This window comes from Streptomyces sp. P13-3-3 (genome assembly GCF_050571355.1).
In the GTDB taxonomy this organism is placed as follows: domain Bacteria; phylum Actinomycetota; class Actinomycetes; order Streptomycetales; family Streptomycetaceae; genus Streptomyces; species Streptomyces althioticus.
In genome coordinates this window covers 1,060,479-1,077,403 of record NZ_CP192228.1, presented here as the reverse complement: position 1 = coordinate 1,077,403, position 16,925 = coordinate 1,060,479, and the positions used below count along the sequence as shown (strand labels likewise).

Sequence of the window (16,925 nt, the reverse complement as noted above, 5' to 3'; positions counted from 1 at the left end):
TGTGACGAAGCATCTGTCACACGGGAGTTGGCGATGAGCAACATCTATGGGGAGTGGTTGAAGGCGCAGCGAGAGGCGGCCGGGCTGACGCAACAGGAGCTGGCGACGGCCGCCGTCATGACGCGTTCGCACATCGCGCACATCGAGGCAGGCCGGCGCACCCCGTCCAAGGAGGACGCGCGACGCCTCGACAGGGCGCTGAACACGGGCGATGTGCTCAGCAGCTTCCTTCCGCACGACGACACCGCTGTGGTCGAGCACTTCGAAGCGGCTCACGCTCTCGAACAGCAGGCGATCGAGATCCGCGAGTTCGCTCTCTCCTTCGTGCCTGGCATCTTCCAGACCGAAGGGTACGCACGTGCGGTCCTGAGCTCCTCCTACCCTCCTCTGGGTGAAGAGGAATGTGACAGGCTCGTTGTCACACGGCTGGAGCGGGCGAAGATCCTTGAGGACCCCGTGTCACCCGTAGTGTGGGCGCTTCTCGACCAGAGCGTCCTGGTCCGGCCGATCGGCGGCCCAGAGATCATGGCCGAGCAGATCACACACATCGTCGGGCTGGCGGAGTCACGACGGGTCCGCGTGCACGTACTACCGCACTCCTTGGGGTTCCACCCCCTGCTGGAGAGCATGCTGACGCTGATGTGGTTCGACGATCAGCCGCCGGTGGCTTACTGCGAAGGGGTCCGCATGGGGAAGGTGCACGACTCCCCGGCCATGGTTCAGGAACTGCAGGGCCGTTACGATCTCGCACTGAGCGATGCTCTGCCACTCAAGGAGTCACTGGCCCTGCTGAAGGCGACAGCAAAGGATCACGGACGTCATGGCTGAACCGATCATCTCGAACGCTGCCGCGTTGACCGGCTGGCGGAAGTCCTCTTACAGCGGCAGCGAGGGCGGCAGCTGCCTGGAGGTCGTGGACGACCACCCCATAGGTGTCCCTGTCCGCGACTCCAAGGCCCCCGAGGGGCCCGCCCTGGTCTTCCGGCCGGCCGGCTGGACGTCGTTCGTGACCGCGGTCAAGGACGGAAGCCTCTCCGCCTGACCGATCCCCCGCGATCCTCTCCGTGCTCAGGGTCGACCGACCTCGGCGTACCAGGCCCGGGCCGCGACCGTCTCGGGGTGGTCCTCGCCCAGGATCGCGGCCCGCTGCTCGGCCACCTCGTGCGCGCTCTCGGCGGCTTCGACCCGCTTGCCCTGCGCGTACTGGGCGCGGCTGACCTGGATGAGCACGCCGAGGACCAGCGGATGGTCGTCCCCGTACCCGGCTCGCTGTCCGGCGAGCACGCGGCGGAAGAGGTCCTCCGCCTCGGCGCCCCGGCCGGCGCGCAGCAGCCCCCGCGCCCATGCGTCGCGTGCCCACACGGTCACGAGGTGCTCGGGGCCGAGATGCTGCCCGCAGTCGGCCACCAGTTCCTCGGCGATCGACAGGTAGTCGTCGAACTCGTCCTGCGCGAGTCGTAGTTCCAGCATCTCGCAGCGGGTCTTGAGGGTGGCGACGTGGTCGTCACCGAGTGCGTCGCGACGGCCGTCCAGCACCGCCTCCAGGAGCGTCCGGGCCTCGTCCAGGTCGCCGAGGCGGTGCAGCACCCGCTGCAGTTCGTAGGCCGCGTCCAGCGTGCGCGTGTCCCGGGGTCCGAGCATGCGCAGCGCGTCCCGGTGGACCGGCCGCAGGAGGTCGGCGGCTTCGGCGTACCGGCCGAGCCGGAACAGGATGGGCCCCTGGCCGGTCCGCGCCTCGATGGTCGCCGGGTCCTCGTCCCCCAGGTGCTCTGCGGCGGTCTTCGCGGCCGTGTCGGCCAGGGACAGCGCGGCGGTCCAGTCCCCCGCCTCGTACACCAGCCGTGCGACGCGCGTGGCGGTCCGTACGGACTCCGCCGTCACCAGTCCGTAACGGCGGGCCCGGTGCAGCAGGCCGGTCACGTGCGGTGCCAGGAGCCTCACCTGGGAACGTCCGCGCGGGGACGTGGCGCCCTCCGGCGGCAGCGCCGCCCGCAGCAGCCCGACCGCCATGCTCGCCAGGGGGGTGCGCTGTGCGTCGGACACGCCCGCGGCGACGCTGTCCAGCAGAACCCCGTGGGCCTGCACGCAGCGGTGCCCGTCCGTCTCGACCAGCTCCGCCAGCGAGTGGTCCAGGAGCGCGCGCAGGGCCGGCTCGACGCGGTCGGGGGGCAGCGGCGGATCGAGGTGCCCGGGACCGGCGACCGTGCCCCGCGCCGCGGGCATCAGCAGCGACAGCGGGACAGGATCCGCGGCCCAGAAGGACAGCAGCCGCAACAGGGTGGTCGCCTCCGGCAGACCGCTCTCGGCCAGGGTGTCCAGCGACAGCTGCCAGGTACGGCCCACCAGGCGGCGGGACTGCCCCGCGCCGGTGGCCGGCGCTCCCCGGTCCACCAGGGCCGTCGACTCCTCGCCCAGCCTCCGGTCGTACTCGTCCATGGTCCACGACTCCAGCAACTGGTGGGACAGGTGCGCCCCGGCCAGGGTCAGCGCCAGGGGCAGGCAGCCCAATCGCCGGGCCACCTTCCGTGCCGACTCCGGTGTACCCGCCTCCGGGGCCAGGTCACGCAGGACCTGGGTGGCGTCCTCCAGGGGCAGGACACCGATCCGGTGACTGCTCACCGCCGGGGCGCGCCAGAGCGGGGAGGTCGCGTGGCGGGTGGTCACCAGCACCGTCCCCGAAGGGCTCGCGCGCAGCCAGGCACCTTCCTCCAGGACGGCCGGGTCGTCGGCGTTGTCGAGGACCAGCAGCCAGGGTTCCGCCGAGTGGTCCAGGTAGTGCCAGACCAGGTCGGCCGCGGCGCGCCGGCCACCGGCTGCGGCGGCCAGTTCGCCGCCCGTGGCGCCGCGGTCGCCCGCGACGGCGAGCATGCCCGCGCGCAGCGACACCCTTTCGGAGGCGTTGACCCACAGGCCGACCCGGCCGTGATCCCGCACGGCCTCGGTGAACAGGGCGTGGGCCACCGCCGTCTTGCCACAGCCGCCCATGCCGTGCAGGACCTGGATGTCGCCGCCGGGTCCGGCCACCACCGTTCGTAAGCGTTCCATGAGGTCGGTGCGGTCGCGCAGGACGCCGGGTGCGCGGCCGACCAGGGGGAGGCGGACGGAGTCGGGAGCGGCCCGCCTGGGTTCGGCAGGGGTCACCACGTGGCGGCCGAACAGCGGGGCAGCGCCCGGGGCGTAGTGGTGGACGTGTTCTTCGATGTACTGGTCGCCGCCGGTCTGGTAGACCCGGGCGCTGTCCGACGCGTGGCCCTCCATCGGCGTCGGCGCACTCATCGGTCGGTGATGTGCTGGTCTCGTCCGGCCTGGTAGATCCGGGCACTGCCCGACGCCCGGGCCTCCATGCGGATCTGCTCCGGCGCGGTGTCCCCGGGCAGTTGCGGGGTCAGCTCGTCCAGAACGCGCCGCAGTTCCTCGGCGGCCTCAGGCCGTGCGAGCAGGAACCGCCGTAGGCGGCCCTGCCATTCGACGGTCAGCTCGGCCTCCGACTCGGCGTCACCGGCCTGGCGCGCGAGGAGCAGGTCCGCACGGCCCGCTTCCAGTTCCTCGCCGATGCCTTCGGCTCTGGCGGGCTGGAAGCGGCGCCACAGGGCGACCATGCCGTCCCTCGCCGATTCCCAGGCGTTCGTCACCATCAACGTGACGACGGTCGTACCCGCCGTCCCTGCCAGTGCGGCGATCTCCGGATCCACGGTTCCCCCCTATGGCCGGCTCCCGATCCTAGGTCCCCGAGCCGCACCCGGGGCGGGGTTTTCCGACCGAGCACCCATGTGAAGACCGAGGCGGGTTTCTGAGGCCCGCCTCGGTCTTCACGGTCGGGCGCCTTCGGCGGGCGGATTTACGGGGTGGGCCCGGGCGTCTGCCGGCCCGGACCGGACACCACCGCCCTCCGCTTCCTCACGCCGGGTACGGCACCGTCTCCCGGGCCGTGCGAAGGGTGCTCGCCCACCAGGCGAGCTGGTCCAGCAGCTTCTTCGCGTAGCCCGCGGACTCGGTGTCCTGGGGACGGCCGTCCGCCCACGCCACCCGGTTCAAGGGGAAGGCGAGATTGTCGCGGATGGTCACCGCGTGCAGCTCGCCCATCACGTTCTCCAGGTGCAGCACGGCGTGCCGGCCGCCCGCCCACCCTGGCCGCCCCGTCCGGACCTCGCGTGTCCTGACCCCGCCGACCCGGGTCCCGCGCGGACGCACCCGCCGGGTCGCGTCCGGTACGCGTGCCCCGGGGACGGTCTTCCCAAGGCGCGCCGCTGGGGTGCCGCTGCGCCCACCCGTGCCGCTCTGGGGGTCCCCCCAGGCCGGCAAGGCACTACTGCCCGCAGCTGCGGCGTCCCCAGGGGCGCGGGGAACTGCGCGCTCAGCCACGGACGACCCGCACCCGGCGCCGCAAGAGTGCCACCGCGCCCACCCCTGCCGCCCCAGCGGCACGACTGCCCGCAGCTGCGGCGCCCCCCAAGGGGCGCGGGGAACTGCGCGCTCAACCACGGACGACCCGCACCCGGCGCCGCAAGAGTGCCACCGCGCCCACCCCTGCCGCCCCAGCGGCACGACTGCCCGCAGCTGCGGCGCCCCCCAAGGGGCGCGGGGAACTGCGCGCTCAACCACAGACGACCCGCACCCGGCGCCGCAAGAGTGCCACCGCGCCCACCCCTGCCGCCCCAGCGGCACGACTGCCCGCAGCTGCGGCGCCCCCCAAGGGGCGCGGGGAACTGCGCGCTCAACCACAGACGACCCGCACCCGGCGCCGCAAGAGTGCCACCGCGCCCACCCCTGCCGCCCCAGCGGCACGACTGCCCGCAGCTGCGGCGCCCCCCAAGGGGCGCGGGGAACTGCGCGCTCAACCACAGACGACCCGCACCCGGCGCCGCAAGAGTGCCACCGCGCCCACCCCTGCCGCCCCAGCGGCACGACTGCCCGCAGCTGCGGCGCCCCCCCCCCCCCCCCCCCCACCCCCCAGGGGCGCGGGGAACTGCGCGCTCAACCACAGACGACCCGCACCCGGCGCCGCAAGAGTGCCACCGCGCCCGACTCAGCCCAGGTGCGTCGGCGCGAACATCCTCAGGACCGCCGGGAGCACGACCACCGAGGGGCCAGGCGTGGAGAGGGACTTGGTGAGGTCCTCCTCCAGGGTTTCCGGGGTGGTGCGGATGCCCGGGACGCCGAAGGACTCCGCCAGGGCCACGTAGTCCGGGCGGGTCAGCTCCGTCGCCGTGGGCTCGCCGAAGGCGTCCGTCATGTACTCGCGCAGGATGCCGTAGCCGCCGTCGTCGACGATGAGCCAGGTGACGTCCAGGTCGTACTGGCGGGCCGTGGCCAGCTCGGCGATCGAGTACAGCGCGCCGCCGTCGCCGGAGACCGCCAGCACCGGGCGGGTGGGGTCGGCGACCGCCGCGCCGAGGGCGGCGGGGAAGCCGTAGCCGAGGCCGCCGGCGCCCTGCGCGGAGTGCAGGTGGTTCGGGCCCATCGCGTCGAAGGCGGACCATGCCCAGTAGGCGAGGATTGTCATGTCCCAGAAGGACGGCGAACCGGTCGGCAGGGCGCGCCGCACGGCCGTCAGCACCTGCTGCTCCAGCGCCAGGTCCTGCCCGTCGATGCGGGCCCGCACCCGGTCCAGCAGCTCCCGCACCCGCGCCGGGGCGGTGTCGTCCTCGCGCGGCTCGACGGTCTCCAGGAGCGCCTGGAGGGCGAGGCGGGCGTCGGCGTGGATACCGATGCCGGGGTGGTTGGACTCCAGCTTGCCGAGGTCCGCCTCGATCTGGATCACCCGGCCGCGGGGCGCGAACGTGTGGTAGTTCGAGGAGAGTTCACCGAGTCCGGAGCCGACGACGAGCAGGACGTCCGCGTCCTCCAGGAAGTCGGTCGTGTGGCGGTCCTCGATCCAGGACTGGAGCGACAGCGGGTGGGTCCACGGGAAGGCGCCCTTGCCGCCGGGGGTGGTCACCACCGGCGCCTGGATCCGCTCGGCGAGCTGCCGCAGCTTCCCGGAGGCGTCCGAGCGGACCACTCCCCCGCCCGCGACGATCGCGGGGCGTTCCGCCCCGGACAGCAAGTGCGCTGCCAATGCCGTGAGTTCGGGGCGCGGGGGCAGCTCGTCCGGGGTGGCGTCCATGGCCGTCACCACCGGCAGGACCGTCTCCGCGAGGAGCACGTCCTGCGGGATCTCCACCCACACCGGCCCGTGCGGGACGGTGAGCGCGGACTTCCACGCCGCCGCGATCGCCGACGGGATCTGGGAGGCCGTACGGACGGTGTGCACGGACTTGACGACGCCCCGGAACGAGGCGGACTGGTCGGGGAGTTCGTGCAGATAGCCGTGGCGGCCACCGCCGAGCCCCGCCGTCGGCACCTGGCTGCTGATCGCCAGCACCGGCGCGGACGCCGCCGCCGCCTCCTGGAGCGCGGCCAGCGAGGTCAGCGCGCCGGGGCCGGTGGACAGCAGCAGCGGGGCCGCCTCGCCGGTGATCCGGCCGTAGGCGTCGGCCGCGAAGCCCGCGTTGTTCTCCACGCGCAGACCGACGTACCGCAGGTCGGAGCGGCGCAGCGCGTCGAACATGCCGAGGGCGTGCTGGCCGGGCAGGCCGAAGACGGTGGTCGCGCCGAGCCCGGCCAGGGTCTCCACGACCAGGTCTCCGCCGTTGCGGCCGGGCGGGGGGTTCAGCGCCGCCTCCGTCTGCGCGGCGGTCGGGCGGAGCTCCAGGTCGTGGTCGTGCGTCACTTGGCGCGGGCCTCCGCAATCTGGCGGGACATGATCGTGGTCAGTTCGTACGCCGTGTGGGACGCGGCGACCGAGGTGATCTCGGCGTGGTCGTAGGCGGGCGCCACCTCGACGACGTCGGCCGAGACGAGGTTGCAGGAGGCGAGGCCGCGCAGGATCTCCAGCAGCTCGCGGGAGGTCATGCCGCCCGCCTCGGGCGTGCCGGTGCCGGGGGCGTGGGCGGGGTCGAGACAGTCGATGTCGATGGAGATGTACAGCGGGCGGTCGCCGATGCGCTGCCGGAGCTGGTCGGCGACCTCGTCGGCGCCGCGGCGGTAGACGTCCGCGGAGGTGACGATGCCGAAGCCCATCTTCTCGTCGTCGGTGAGGTCCTGCTTGCCGTAGAGCGGGCCGCGGGTGCCGACGTGGGAGAGGGCCTCGGTGTCGAGGATGCCCTCCTCGACGGCCCGGCGGAACGGCGTGCCGTGCGTGTACTCGGCGCCGAAGTAGGTGTCCCAGGTGTCGAGGTGCGCGTCGAAGTGGAGCAGCGCGACGGGCCCGTGCTTCTTGGCGACGCTCCGGAGCAGCGGCAGGGCGATGGTGTGGTCGCCGCCGAGGGTCATCAGGCGGGCGCCGGTGCCGAGGAGGTCGTCGGCGGCGGCCTCTATCGTCTCGACGGCCTCATTGATGTTGAACGGGTTGACGGCGATGTCGCCGCCGTCCGCGACCTGCGCGAGGGCGAAGGGGGAGGCGTCCTGCGCGGGGTTGTAGGGGCGCAGCAGCCGGGACGCCTCACGGATGGCGTTGCCGCCGAAGCGGGCGCCCGGCCGGTAGGAGACGCCGGAGTCGAACGGCACGCCCACGACGGCGACGTCGGCGCGGCCCACCTCGTCGAGGCGGGGCAGCCGGGCGAAGGTCGCGGGGCCCGCGTAACGCGGCACGCGGGAGGAGTCGACGGGGCCGCGGGGCGTCTCGTTGCTGCTCATGAAGGACTGCTCTCTTTCCTACGCTTCGTCGCGTATGTGCGGACTGCCCACGATGCTACTGGGCGGCCGGGACCTGTTCGGACACGGTTTCGGACACGGTGCCCGGCTCGGGGGCGCGTCCGGCGAGGCGCTCGCGCCAGGCGGCGAGGACGGCCGCGTCGGTCGGTCGGGTGGCGAGGGAGACGACGACGTAGGCCGCGAGGGAGGCGAGGAGGCCGTAGTAGACGGGCTCGTTGGCGAGGATGCCGTAGGCCGCCATCAGGCCGATCACGGCGAGCCCGCCGACGGCGACGGAGGCGAGGGCGCCCTGCGCGGTGCCGCGCTTCCACAGCAGCCCGCCCAGGATGGGCACGAGCAGCCCGCCGACCAGCAGGTTGTACGCGACGGTCAGCGCCTGGACGACGTCGTTGAGGGCGATGGCGGTGACGATCACGGCGAGGCCCATCAGCAGGATGAAGGCGCGGTTGCCCTTGACCTCGTCGTGCTGCTCGCCCTCGGGGCGCACGATGCCGCGCAGCCGCGCCCAAATGTCGTTGTTGGCGACGGTGGCGCAGGCGATCAGCGCGCCGGAGGACGTCGACATCACGGCGGCGAGGGCGGCGGCCAGTACGAGGCCGCGCACGCCGACCGGCAGTTCGTCCTTGACGATGGTGGCGAAGGCGTCGTCGGGGCTGGCGAGCTTCGGGTAGAGCACCTTGGCCGCGGTGCCGATGACCGCGCCGGCGACGGCGTAGGCGAGGCAGTAGGTGCCGGCGATCGTGCCGCCCCAGCGGGCCGTGCGGTCGCCGCGGGCGGTGAAGACGCGCTGCCAGATGTCCTGCCCGATGAGCATGCCGAAGGTGTAGATCAGCACGTAGGTGAAGATCGTCTCGCCGCCGATGCCCAGCGGGTCGAAGTACTCGGTGGGCAGCTGCGCCTTCATCTCGCTGAAGCCGCCCGCCTTGACGACGGCGATGGGCAGCAGCAGGAGCAGCACCCCGATGGTCTTCACGACGAACTGCACCATGTCGGTGAGCGTGATCGACCACATGCCGCCGAGCGTGGAGTACGCGACGACGATCGAGCCGCCGAGGACGATCGCGAGGGTGCGGTTCATGTCGAAGAGGACGTCGAAGATCGTGGCGTAGGCGATCGTCGAGGTCACCGCCAGCATCAGGGTGTACGCCCACATGACGAGGCCGGAGATCACGCCGGCCCGGCCGCCGTAGCGCAGGTCGAGCATCTCGGAGACGGTGTAGACCTTCAGCCGGGCGATGCGGGCGGAGAAGAAGACGGACAGGGCGAGCAGGCCGAGGCCGATGGTGAACACCATCCACGCGCCGGACAGTCCGTACTGGTAGCCGAGGCCCACACCGCCGATGGTGGAGGCGCCGCCGAGGACGATGGCGGCCATAGTGCCCGAGTACATGGCGAGGCCGAGCCGGCGGCCCGCCACCAGGAACTCGCTCTTGGACTTGGCGCGGCGCATGCCCCACCAGCCCATGGCCAGCATGCCGGCCAGATAGACGACGATGACCAGGTAGTCCACGGCCATGCGGGGGCCTCCTTCGCGCACTGTCGGTGGCGTGTCGTGCAGACGGATCGCGCTCACCGGCGCCGCGCGGGGACATCCGCCCGTACCCGCGGGTTGCCGGTGACCCGACCTTAGGTGGCCGAAAAGCGACTGCGAAGTGTACGTTTCATCCAGATCGGCAGCCTGGGATGGAGGAAACGTCCACCATGCCGGACCCCACTGTTCCGCCCACCCCTCCCGTCCCCCTGGACGCGCTGCTCGCCCGCGCGGACCTGGGTCTGCGCCGGATCGCGGGCCCCGCGGACCCGGCGGTCGTGGTGCACTGGGCGCACACCTCGGAGATGGCCGACCCCTACCCGTACCTGCTGGGCGGCGAACTGCTGCTGTCGGCGGGCGTGCACGTCCCGGACGGGGCGGGCGCGGGCTACTTCGACGCGTACGTCTCGCGGATCGTCGCGGCGGGCGGGGCGGCGCTCGGCTTCGGCGTCGCACCCGTGCACGACACGGTGCCCGGGGCGCTGGTGGAGGCGTGCGAGATGCACGGCCTGCCGCTCGTCGAGGTCCCGCCCCGGACGACGTTCTCGGCGGTCGCGCGGGCGCTGTGGCAGCTGATGGCGCAGGCCCGCACGGCCGAGCTGCGGCGGGTCACCGAGGCGCAGCAGAGCCTCGCCACCGCCGCCGCCCGCCCCGACCCGGTGCCCTCCGTCCTCCAGCAGCTCGCCCGCCGCCTGGGCGGCCGCGCGGTGCTGTACGGCCCCGAGGGCACGCGGCTCGCGGGCGCGGGGCCGGAGCCGGGCGAGGAGGTGCGGACGGCGCTGGCGAAACTCGCGGAGGTCGTCCGGCCGTCGGGGCAGGAGCCCTCGGACGCCCGCCCCTCCTCCGCGTCCGACACGGTGGCCGGGACGCGGCTGGTCGCGCACGCGCTGGGCAACGGCGAGGGGTTCGTGCTCGGGACGGCCGCCCCGCAGCGGGACGCGGGCGACCACACCATCGCGTCCGTCGCGGCCGTGCTGCTCTCCCTGCTGACCGGAGAGCGGCACAGCGGCTCGGGCGCCGGCCGCTCCTTCGCCCTGGTACGGCTGCTGCTGGGCGCGGCGCCCGCGGAGGTGGCTCCGCTGCTCGGCGGGGACCGGTGGCGGGTGGTGCACGGCAGGCCGGACGGACGGGCGGCGCCGGACCCGGTGGCCGCGTCCGCGCTGGGCGCCGCCCTCGGCTCGTCCCTGGTGGACGTGGCGGGCGAGGTGGTGCGGGTGCTGGTGCCCGACGGGCGTGCGGTGGATCGGGTGCCGGGCTGGACGCTCGGCGTCAGCGCGGCGGCGGCCCCCCGGGACTGGCCGGTCGCCGACAGCCAGGCCGCCCGCGCCCTGGCCCGCGCCCGCGCCACCCGCACCCCGCTGCTGCGCCACGGCGACCGCCCGACGGCGCTGACGGACCTGGTCCCCCCGGGCGAGGCGGACGCCCACGCCCGCACCCTCCTCGCGCCCATAGCGCAGGCCCCGGCCCTGGTCGACACCCTGCGCACCTGGCTCTCCCTCCACGGCAGCTGGGACCGCACGGCGGTCGCCCTCGACGTCCACCGCAACACGGTCCGCCAGCGGATCACCCGCTGCGCGACCCTGCTCGACGCGGACCTCGACGACCCGGACGTCCGGATGGAACTGTGGTTCGCCCTGCGGCGGACCTAGCGAGGCGCGCGGGCGCGGCGGCCATCGGTCACGCGCCTCGGACGCGACGGTCGCCGACCACCGCTGCCGGGCACGCGGGCCGCCGGTCCCCCGGACGCGGCGGCAGCAACCGCCGGGAGGGTCACGCGAGGTGGACCGGCCACGCCGTCACCGGTTCACGCACGGGCGCAGCAGCTTCCCCCGCGACCGGGCGCCGCGTCCGCCCCATAAGGGCGCAGCCCGAACGCACCTCGGCGGCGCCCGTCACCGAGCGCCGCCCCACCCGCGGACCGCCAGCCCAAAAGCCCGCGCCTCGGCCCCGGCGGCAACGGCCACCGGGAAAGCCCCGCGACATCGACCGGCCGACGCCGTCACCGGTTCACGCGCGGGCGCCGCAGCTCCCCCCGCGACCCGGGCGCCGCGCCCGCCTCATGAGGGCGCACCCCCGAACACAGCTCGGCGGCGGCCGTAGGCGCGCGCCGCGCGCCGCGCGGGGTTGACCGATCGACGCCGTCACCGGTTCACGCGCGGACGTGACCGACCCCGTACGTCCGCCGAAGCCGCCCCGGCGCCGCGAGGCGCCTGCTCATCCGCGGCGGGGGGACGCTCGGCCCCCGTTCTCCACGGTCGCCGGAAAGCCGCGCAGCGTCAGCGTCGTCGGCGGAGGGAGGGGATCGTCGGACGGGGTGGCTCGGAAGGACTGGAGCAGGTAGGCCACCAGGCGGCGGGACGCCTTGGCGTCGTCCGGGAGGGCTGCCACCAGGCCGCAGTGGGCCACCAGGGCGACCACGAGGTCGGACGGGTGGAAGTCGGGGCGGAGCGCTCCCGACGCCTGGGCCTTGCGCACCAGGGAGGTGAGATCCCGTTCGGCCTGCTCACGGGTGCGCGCGTGCTCCGCCGTGGTCTCCGGGAAGGCGTCGAGGAACGCGGCCGGGAACCCGCGCTCCTCCCGCTGCAGGGCGCAGACCGTCTCGACGAGGTGCGTCAGACCCTCCCACGGGTCCTCGGCGGCCAAGGCGTCGTGGAGAGCCCGGCCGCAGGTCCTCATCTGCCGTGCGAACGCGCCCCGCACCAGCGCGTCACGGGTCGGGAAGTGCCGGTACAGCGTCGCCACGCCGACCCCGGCCCGCCGGGCCACGGTCGCCATCGGCGCGTCGATCCCGTGCTCGGCGAAGACCGCGCGGGCCGCGGCGAGGAGGCGCTCCCGGTTGCGCCGGGCGTCCGCCCGCACGGTGTCCCGGGCCGCGTTCCGAGAGGATTCCGTCGTCACTGTCTCTCGCTTCCGCAGTAAACGGACGATCTCGTCCGCTTACCAGCCTACGGTCGGTCCCGAACCCCCCGAACCCCCTGACACGAAGGAGACGGCGATGGACGACCGCACGATGAAGGCAGTGCTCTACGACCGCTACGGCGGCCCCGGCGTGCTGTACGTGGGCCGCGTGCCCCGGCCCGAGCCCGGCCCGGGAGAGATCCTGGTGAAGGTGCACGCGTTCAGCGTGAACGGAGGCGAGCTGGCGGCCCGTTCCGGCCGTCTCCGCCTGCTGCTCGGCCGCCGCTTCCCCAAGCGCGTGGGCCTGGACTTCACCGGCGAGGTCGCCGCGCTCGGAACCGGGGTCGCCCGGTTCACGCCCGGCGACCGCGTGTGGGGGGTCCTGGGCCGGAGTTCCGGGTTCGGCAGCGCCGCCGAGTACGTGACCGTGCCCGCGGACCGCGCCGGCCTGCTCCCCGACGGCCTCGATCCGGTGGAGGCGGCCGCGCTCCCGGTGGCCACGACGGCCGTCACCGCGCTGCGCGACAAGGCCGGGCTGCGCCCAGGCAAACGGCTCCTCGTGCGCGGCGCGGCGGGCGGCGTCGGCAACGTCGCCGTCCAGCTCGGACGGGCCTACGGCGCCGAGGTCACAGCCCTCGCCCGCGCGGCCAACCTCGACCTGGTCCGGGGGCTCGGCGCGCACGAGGCCGTCGACCACCGGAGCGTGCGGCCGGCGGACCTGGGCCGCTTCGACGTCGTCCTGGACACGGCGGGGACGGAGCTGCGCGCCCACCGGGCCCTGCTGAACCCCGGCGGGCGCATGGTGACCATCGCCTTCGACCCGGGCCGGCCCGTCACGTCGCTCGGCTACATCGCGGTCAGCGCGCTGCACGGCCGCGGCCGGGTGCGCTTCTTCAGCGGCGACCCCCGGCAGGCCGACTTCGACGTCCTGGCCCGGCATGTCGCCGAGGGCGCGCTGCGTCCGGTGGTGGACAGGGTCTTCCCGCTGGAGGAGACGGCGGCGGCGCACCGGGCGCTGGAGGCGGGCGGGGTCAGAGGCAAGTACGTGGTGCGGGTCGCGGCTGAGTAGCCGTACGCAGTCGTCTGAGTACGTGACGCACGTCCCAGCGCGCGATACGCCAGGGACGCCCCCTGTTCCCTGCCTCACAATGGACGCATGCCGATACCCGGGACCCCCAGCCGCGCCGAACTCGTCGAACACCTGGTCGCCACCCGCATCGCGGGCGAGGTCGCCACGCCGCGCGAGAACAACCTCTCCCACTACCGGAAGCTGGCGAACGGCGACCGGCACTACTGGCTCGGCCTGGAGCTCGGCGAGCGCTGGACCGACGAGCAGGACGTGCTCGCGGTGATGGCCGAGCGGGTCGGCGTGAACGACGACCCTGAGCACCGGTACGGGCAGGACACCATCGACCCCGAGCTGACGGTCGACGGCCTGGAGCGGATGGCCGGGCGGCTGCGCAAGGCGGCGGAGGGACGGCAGCGGGTGCTGCTGGCGACCGGGCACCCGGGCGGCCTGCTGGACGTGCACCGGGCGACGGCCGCCGCGCTGCGGGCGGCGGGCTGCGAGATCGTGGTGATCCCGGACGGGCTGACCACCGAAGAGGGCTACGTGATGCAGTTCGCGGACATCGCGGTGCTGGAGCACGGGGCGACGCTGTGGCACACCCACTCGGGCGCGCCGATGAAGACGATCCTGACGGCGCTGGAGCGGGAGGGGAGACCGCTGCCCGACCTGGTGGTCGCCGACCACGGCTGGGCGGGCGCCGCCGGCCAGTACGGCGTGGACTCGGTCGGGTACGCCGACTGCAACGACCCGGCGCTGTTCCTCGCGGAGGCCGAGGGCACCGTGCAGGTGACGGTCCCGCTCGACGACCACGTGACCAGCCCCCGCCATTACGACCCGATGACGGCCTACCTGCTGGCGCAGGCCGGCCTGGGCTGAGGCGGACGCGCCTCCGGGCCGCGGCAACCCCGTGGAGGCGCCGCGGCCTCACCCCGCGGGGTCAGTCGTCGCGCGGGACGCGGACCACGCCCTCCTGGATGACGGACACCGCGAGGCGGCCGTCCTGGGTGTAGATGCGGCCCTGGCCGAGACCCCGGCCGCCGTGGGCCGACGGGGACTGCTGGTCGTACAGCAGCCACTCGTCCGCGCGGAACGGGCGGTGGAACCACATCGCGTGGTCCAGGGACGCCCCGACCACGTCGCCGACGGCCCAGCCGCCGCGCCCGTGGGCGAGCAGGATCGAGTCGAGCAGCGTCATGTCGGAGACGTACGTGGCGAGCACGACGTGCAGCAGCGGGTCGTCGCCCTCGACCTTGCCGTTCGTGCGGAACCACACCTGGCTGTGCGGGTCGCGCGGCTCGCCGAAACGGCCGTACGGCGGGTCGTCGACGTAGCGCATGTCGACGGCGGCGCGGGCGCCGAGGTAGCGGTGCACCACGTCCGCCGACAGGTGCGGATAGCTCCGCAGCCGCTCCTCGGAGGTGGGCAGCGTCTCCGGGTCCGGCGAGGCCGGCATCGGCTCCTGGTGGTCCAGCCCCTCCTCGTGCGTCTGGAAGGACGCGGAGAGGTGGAAGATCGGCTTGCCGTGCTGGACGGCCACCACGCGCCGGGTGGTGAAGGACCGGCCGTCGCGGATCCGGTCGACGGTGTAGACGATCGGCGCGCCCGGGTCGCCGATGCGCAGGAAGTACGCGTGCAGCGAGTGCGGGGGCCGGTCGGCCGGGACGGTGCGCCCGGCGGCGACCAGGGCCTGCGCCGCCACCTGCCCGCCGAAGACGCGGGGGACGGCGGAGGCGCGGGACCGGCCGCGGAAGATGTTCTCCTCGATCTGCTCGAGGTCGAGCAGATCGAGGAGTTCCTGTAGAGCCTGACTCATGGAATCAGTTGTATACGGCAGGGATTTCCGGGACCTTACAGGCCCATGTCCTTGGCGATGATCGACTTCATGATCTCGCTGGTGCCGCCGTAGATGCGGTTGACCCGGTTGTCCGCGTACAGGCGGGCGATCGGGTACTCGTTCATGTAGCCGTAGCCGCCGTGCAGCTGGAGGCAGCGGTCGATGACGCGGTGGGCGACCTCGGTGCAGAACAGCTTGGCGCTGGCGGCCTCGGCGGGCGTGAGCTCGCCGGCGTCCAGGGCCTCGGTGGCGCGGTCGGCGACGGCCTCGGCGGCGTCCACCTCGGCCTGGCAGGCGGCCAGCTCGAACTTGGTGTTCTGGAAGTGCGCGACCGGCTTGCCGAAGACGGTGCGCTCCTGCACGTACTGCTTGGCGAACCGGACGGCGGCCTTGGCCTGGGCGTAGGCGCCGTAGGCGATGCCCCAGCGCTCGGAGGCCAGGTTGTGGCCGAGGTAGTAGAAGCCCTTGTTCTCCTCGCCGAGCAGGTCCTCGGCGGCGACCTTCACGTCGACGAACGCCAGCTCGGCGGTGTCGGAGGTGCGCAGGCCCAGCTTGTCGAGCTTGCGGCCGACCGAGTAGCCCTCGGACTTGGTGTCCACGACGAAGAGGGAGATGCCGTGGCGGCGGTCCTCGGCGGTGGGGGCCGCCGTGCGGGCGCAGACGATCACCTTGTCGGCGTGCACACCGCCGGTGATGAAGGTCTTGGCGCCGTTGAGGACGTAGTGCGTGCCGTCCTCGCTCAGCTTGGCGGTGGTCTTCATGCCCGCGAGGTCGGAGCCGGTACCCGGCTCCGTCATCGCGATGGCCCACATCTCCTCGCCGGTGACGAACTTCGGGAGGTACCGCTTCTTCTGCTCGTCGGTGCCGAGCATCTTGATGTACGGCAGGGCGAGCAGCACGTGCACGCCGGAGCCGCCGAACTGGACGCCCGCGCGGGCGGTCTCCTCGTAGAGGACGGCCTCGAACTTGTGGGTGTCCATGCCGGCGCCGCCGAACTCCTCCGGCACGCTGATGCCGAAGATGCCCAGCTCACCGAGCTTGTAGTAGAAGTCGCGGGGCGCCTGGCCCGCCGCGAACCACTCGTCGTAGACGGGGACGACCTCGGCCTCGATGAAGGCGCGGATGGTCTCCCGGAACGCCTCGTGATCCTCGTTGAAAACCGTACGGCGCACTTTTTCGCCACCTCCGCGACCTGGGCATGTCTAAGCGCTTGCTCAGAACAAGGTACCGGCGAGTATCCACAGGCGTCCAGACCGGGCGACCCGTAACGCTCGTCACTCCGCGAGGGGGGCGCGCCCCTCAGGACCGCGCCGCCGCCGCGAACGCCCCCCGCGCCATCCGGTGCAGCAGCTCCGCCGTGCCCGCGCGGTCCGGGAGGGAGCCCGGGCGGGTGAGGTGGGGGGTGGAGTTGAGGAGGCCGAAGACCGAGTGGACCGCCGAGCGGGCCGCGGGCTCGGGGAGGTCCGGGTAGTGGCGGCGCACCACGCCCACCCACAGCTCGACGTACTGCCGCTGGAGCTGGCGCACCAGCTTGCGGTCGGCGTCCCGGAGGCGGTCCAGCTCACGGTCGTGCAGGGTGATGAGCGGGCGGTCGTCGAGCGCGAAGTCGATGTGCCCCTCGATCAGCGAGTCGAGGACCGCCCCGGGAGCCACGCCCTCGGCTTCCTCGAGCCGCCGCTTCGCACCCCTCAGCAGCGACTCGCTGATGCCGACCAGCAGCTCCGCCAGCATCGCGTCCTTGCCCGCGAAGTGCCGGTAGAGCCCGGGCCCGCTGATGCCGACGGCGGCGCCTATCTCGTCCACGCCGACCCCGTGGAAGCCCCGCTCGGCGAAGAGCCGCGCGGCCTCCTTGAGGATCTGCTCGCGGCGGGTGGGGGCGTCGGTTCTGGTGGCCATGA

Annotated in this window: 15 protein-coding genes; 5 read left to right on the top strand and 10 right to left on the bottom strand. The window is 73.5% G+C overall.

Going from position 1 to position 16,925, the window contains the following annotated elements; genetic code table 11:
• The first annotated feature begins 33 nt into the window (after nt 1-33).
• Nucleotides 34-828 (top strand): helix-turn-helix domain-containing protein, encoded by a 795-nt coding sequence (locus ACQZOG_RS04950; RefSeq protein ID WP_430741311.1) that lies wholly within the window; start codon nt 34-36, stop codon nt 826-828.
• Nucleotides 821-1,042, top strand: coding sequence for a DUF397 domain-containing protein (locus tag ACQZOG_RS04945; protein WP_193468007.1), 222 nt, complete (start codon nt 821-823; stop codon nt 1,040-1,042). The genes ACQZOG_RS04950 and ACQZOG_RS04945 overlap by 8 nt, the downstream gene beginning before the upstream one ends.
• Before the next feature lie 26 nt (nt 1,043-1,068).
• Here the strand turns inward: ACQZOG_RS04945 and ACQZOG_RS04940 are convergent, their stop codons facing one another.
• From ACQZOG_RS04940 to ACQZOG_RS04915, 6 genes are all read right to left on the bottom strand, one after another.
• Nucleotides 1,069-3,276: a tetratricopeptide repeat protein gene (locus ACQZOG_RS04940; protein WP_380825848.1), complete on the bottom strand. Its 2,208-nt coding sequence runs from the start codon at nt 3,274-3,276 to the stop codon at nt 1,069-1,071.
• On the bottom strand, nt 3,273-3,692 hold the full coding sequence (locus ACQZOG_RS04935) for a hypothetical protein (RefSeq protein ID WP_033274695.1): 420 nt from the start codon (nt 3,690-3,692) through the stop codon (nt 3,273-3,275). The genes ACQZOG_RS04940 and ACQZOG_RS04935 overlap by 4 nt, the downstream gene beginning before the upstream one ends.
• A gap of 205 nt (nt 3,693-3,897) precedes the next feature.
• On the bottom strand, nt 3,898-4,104 hold the full coding sequence (locus tag ACQZOG_RS04930) for a hypothetical protein (RefSeq protein ID WP_380825845.1): 207 nt from the start codon (nt 4,102-4,104) through the stop codon (nt 3,898-3,900).
• Between the two features lie 922 nt (nt 4,105-5,026).
• Nucleotides 5,027-6,712, bottom strand: a complete 1,686-nt coding sequence (locus ACQZOG_RS04925; protein WP_430741310.1) for a thiamine pyrophosphate-binding protein — start codon at nt 6,710-6,712, stop codon at nt 5,027-5,029.
• Nucleotides 6,709-7,677, bottom strand: a complete 969-nt coding sequence (speB, locus tag ACQZOG_RS04920; RefSeq protein ID WP_033274697.1) for an agmatinase — start codon at nt 7,675-7,677, stop codon at nt 6,709-6,711. Before speB ends, ACQZOG_RS04925 begins: the two co-directional genes overlap by 4 nt.
• A gap of 55 nt (nt 7,678-7,732) precedes the next feature.
• Nucleotides 7,733-9,211 (bottom strand): sodium:solute symporter, encoded by a 1,479-nt coding sequence (locus tag ACQZOG_RS04915; protein ID WP_430741309.1) that lies wholly within the window; start codon nt 9,209-9,211, stop codon nt 7,733-7,735.
• Between the two features lie 185 nt (nt 9,212-9,396).
• On the opposite strand from ACQZOG_RS04915, the gene ACQZOG_RS04910 reads away from it, so the two are divergent.
• Entirely contained in the window at nt 9,397-10,875 is a 1,479-nt protein-coding gene (locus tag ACQZOG_RS04910; RefSeq protein WP_430741308.1) for a helix-turn-helix domain-containing protein, read from the top strand.
• A gap of 565 nt (nt 10,876-11,440) precedes the next feature.
• Here the strand turns inward: ACQZOG_RS04910 and ACQZOG_RS04905 are convergent.
• A complete protein-coding gene (locus tag ACQZOG_RS04905; RefSeq protein ID WP_051747620.1) occupies nt 11,441-12,124 on the bottom strand; it encodes a TetR/AcrR family transcriptional regulator in 684 nt (227 codons plus the stop codon).
• Nucleotides 12,125-12,221: 97 nt separating this feature from the next.
• On the opposite strand from ACQZOG_RS04905, the gene ACQZOG_RS04900 reads away from it, so the two are divergent.
• Together ACQZOG_RS04900 and ACQZOG_RS04895 are read left to right on the top strand one after the other, a co-directional pair.
• Nucleotides 12,222-13,193 (top strand): NAD(P)-dependent alcohol dehydrogenase, encoded by a 972-nt coding sequence (locus ACQZOG_RS04900; protein ID WP_430741307.1) that lies wholly within the window; start codon nt 12,222-12,224, stop codon nt 13,191-13,193.
• 87 nt (nt 13,194-13,280) lie between these two features.
• Nucleotides 13,281-14,069 (top strand): phosphatase, encoded by a 789-nt coding sequence (locus tag ACQZOG_RS04895; protein ID WP_037639690.1) that lies wholly within the window; start codon nt 13,281-13,283, stop codon nt 14,067-14,069.
• 61 nt (nt 14,070-14,130) lie between these two features.
• Here the strand turns inward: ACQZOG_RS04895 and tesB are convergent, their stop codons facing one another.
• The 3 genes from tesB to ACQZOG_RS04880 all read right to left on the bottom strand — a co-directional run bounded on the left by tesB (nt 14,131) and on the right by ACQZOG_RS04880 (nt 16,923).
• Nucleotides 14,131-15,006 (bottom strand): acyl-CoA thioesterase II, encoded by an 876-nt coding sequence (gene tesB, locus ACQZOG_RS04890; RefSeq protein WP_351033374.1) that lies wholly within the window; start codon nt 15,004-15,006, stop codon nt 14,131-14,133.
• A 35-nt stretch (nt 15,007-15,041) separates the two neighbouring features.
• Nucleotides 15,042-16,199 carry an acyl-CoA dehydrogenase family protein gene (locus ACQZOG_RS04885; protein ID WP_033274704.1) on the bottom strand — a complete coding sequence of 386 codons (1,158 nt, stop codon included), beginning with the start codon at nt 16,197-16,199 and terminating at the stop codon, nt 15,042-15,044.
• Between the two features lie 127 nt (nt 16,200-16,326).
• Nucleotides 16,327-16,923 (bottom strand): SACE_7040 family transcriptional regulator, encoded by a 597-nt coding sequence (locus tag ACQZOG_RS04880; protein ID WP_033274705.1) that lies wholly within the window; start codon nt 16,921-16,923, stop codon nt 16,327-16,329.
• Between the last annotated feature and the right edge of the window lie 2 nt (nt 16,924-16,925).

Coding starts and splice junctions, on each gene's coding strand:
- ACQZOG_RS04950 (WP_430741311.1), top strand. CDS start 34: ATGAGCAACATCTATGGGGAGTGGTTGAAGGCGCAGCGAGAGGCGGCC.
- ACQZOG_RS04945 (WP_193468007.1), top strand. CDS start 821: ATGGCTGAACCGATCATCTCGAACGCTGCCGCGTTGACCGGCTGGCGG.
- ACQZOG_RS04940 (WP_380825848.1), bottom strand. CDS start 3,276: ATGAGTGCGCCGACGCCGATGGAGGGCCACGCGTCGGACAGCGCCCGG.
- speB (WP_033274697.1), bottom strand. CDS start 7,677: ATGAGCAGCAACGAGACGCCCCGCGGCCCCGTCGACTCCTCCCGCGTG.
- ACQZOG_RS04915 (WP_430741309.1), bottom strand. CDS start 9,211: ATGGCCGTGGACTACCTGGTCATCGTCGTCTATCTGGCCGGCATGCTG.
- ACQZOG_RS04910 (WP_430741308.1), top strand. CDS start 9,397: ATGCCGGACCCCACTGTTCCGCCCACCCCTCCCGTCCCCCTGGACGCG.
- ACQZOG_RS04900 (WP_430741307.1), top strand. CDS start 12,222: ATGGACGACCGCACGATGAAGGCAGTGCTCTACGACCGCTACGGCGGC.
- ACQZOG_RS04895 (WP_037639690.1), top strand. CDS start 13,281: ATGCCGATACCCGGGACCCCCAGCCGCGCCGAACTCGTCGAACACCTG.
- tesB (WP_351033374.1), bottom strand. CDS start 15,006: ATGAGTCAGGCTCTACAGGAACTCCTCGATCTGCTCGACCTCGAGCAG.
- ACQZOG_RS04880 (WP_033274705.1), bottom strand. CDS start 16,923: ATGGCCACCAGAACCGACGCCCCCACCCGCCGCGAGCAGATCCTCAAG.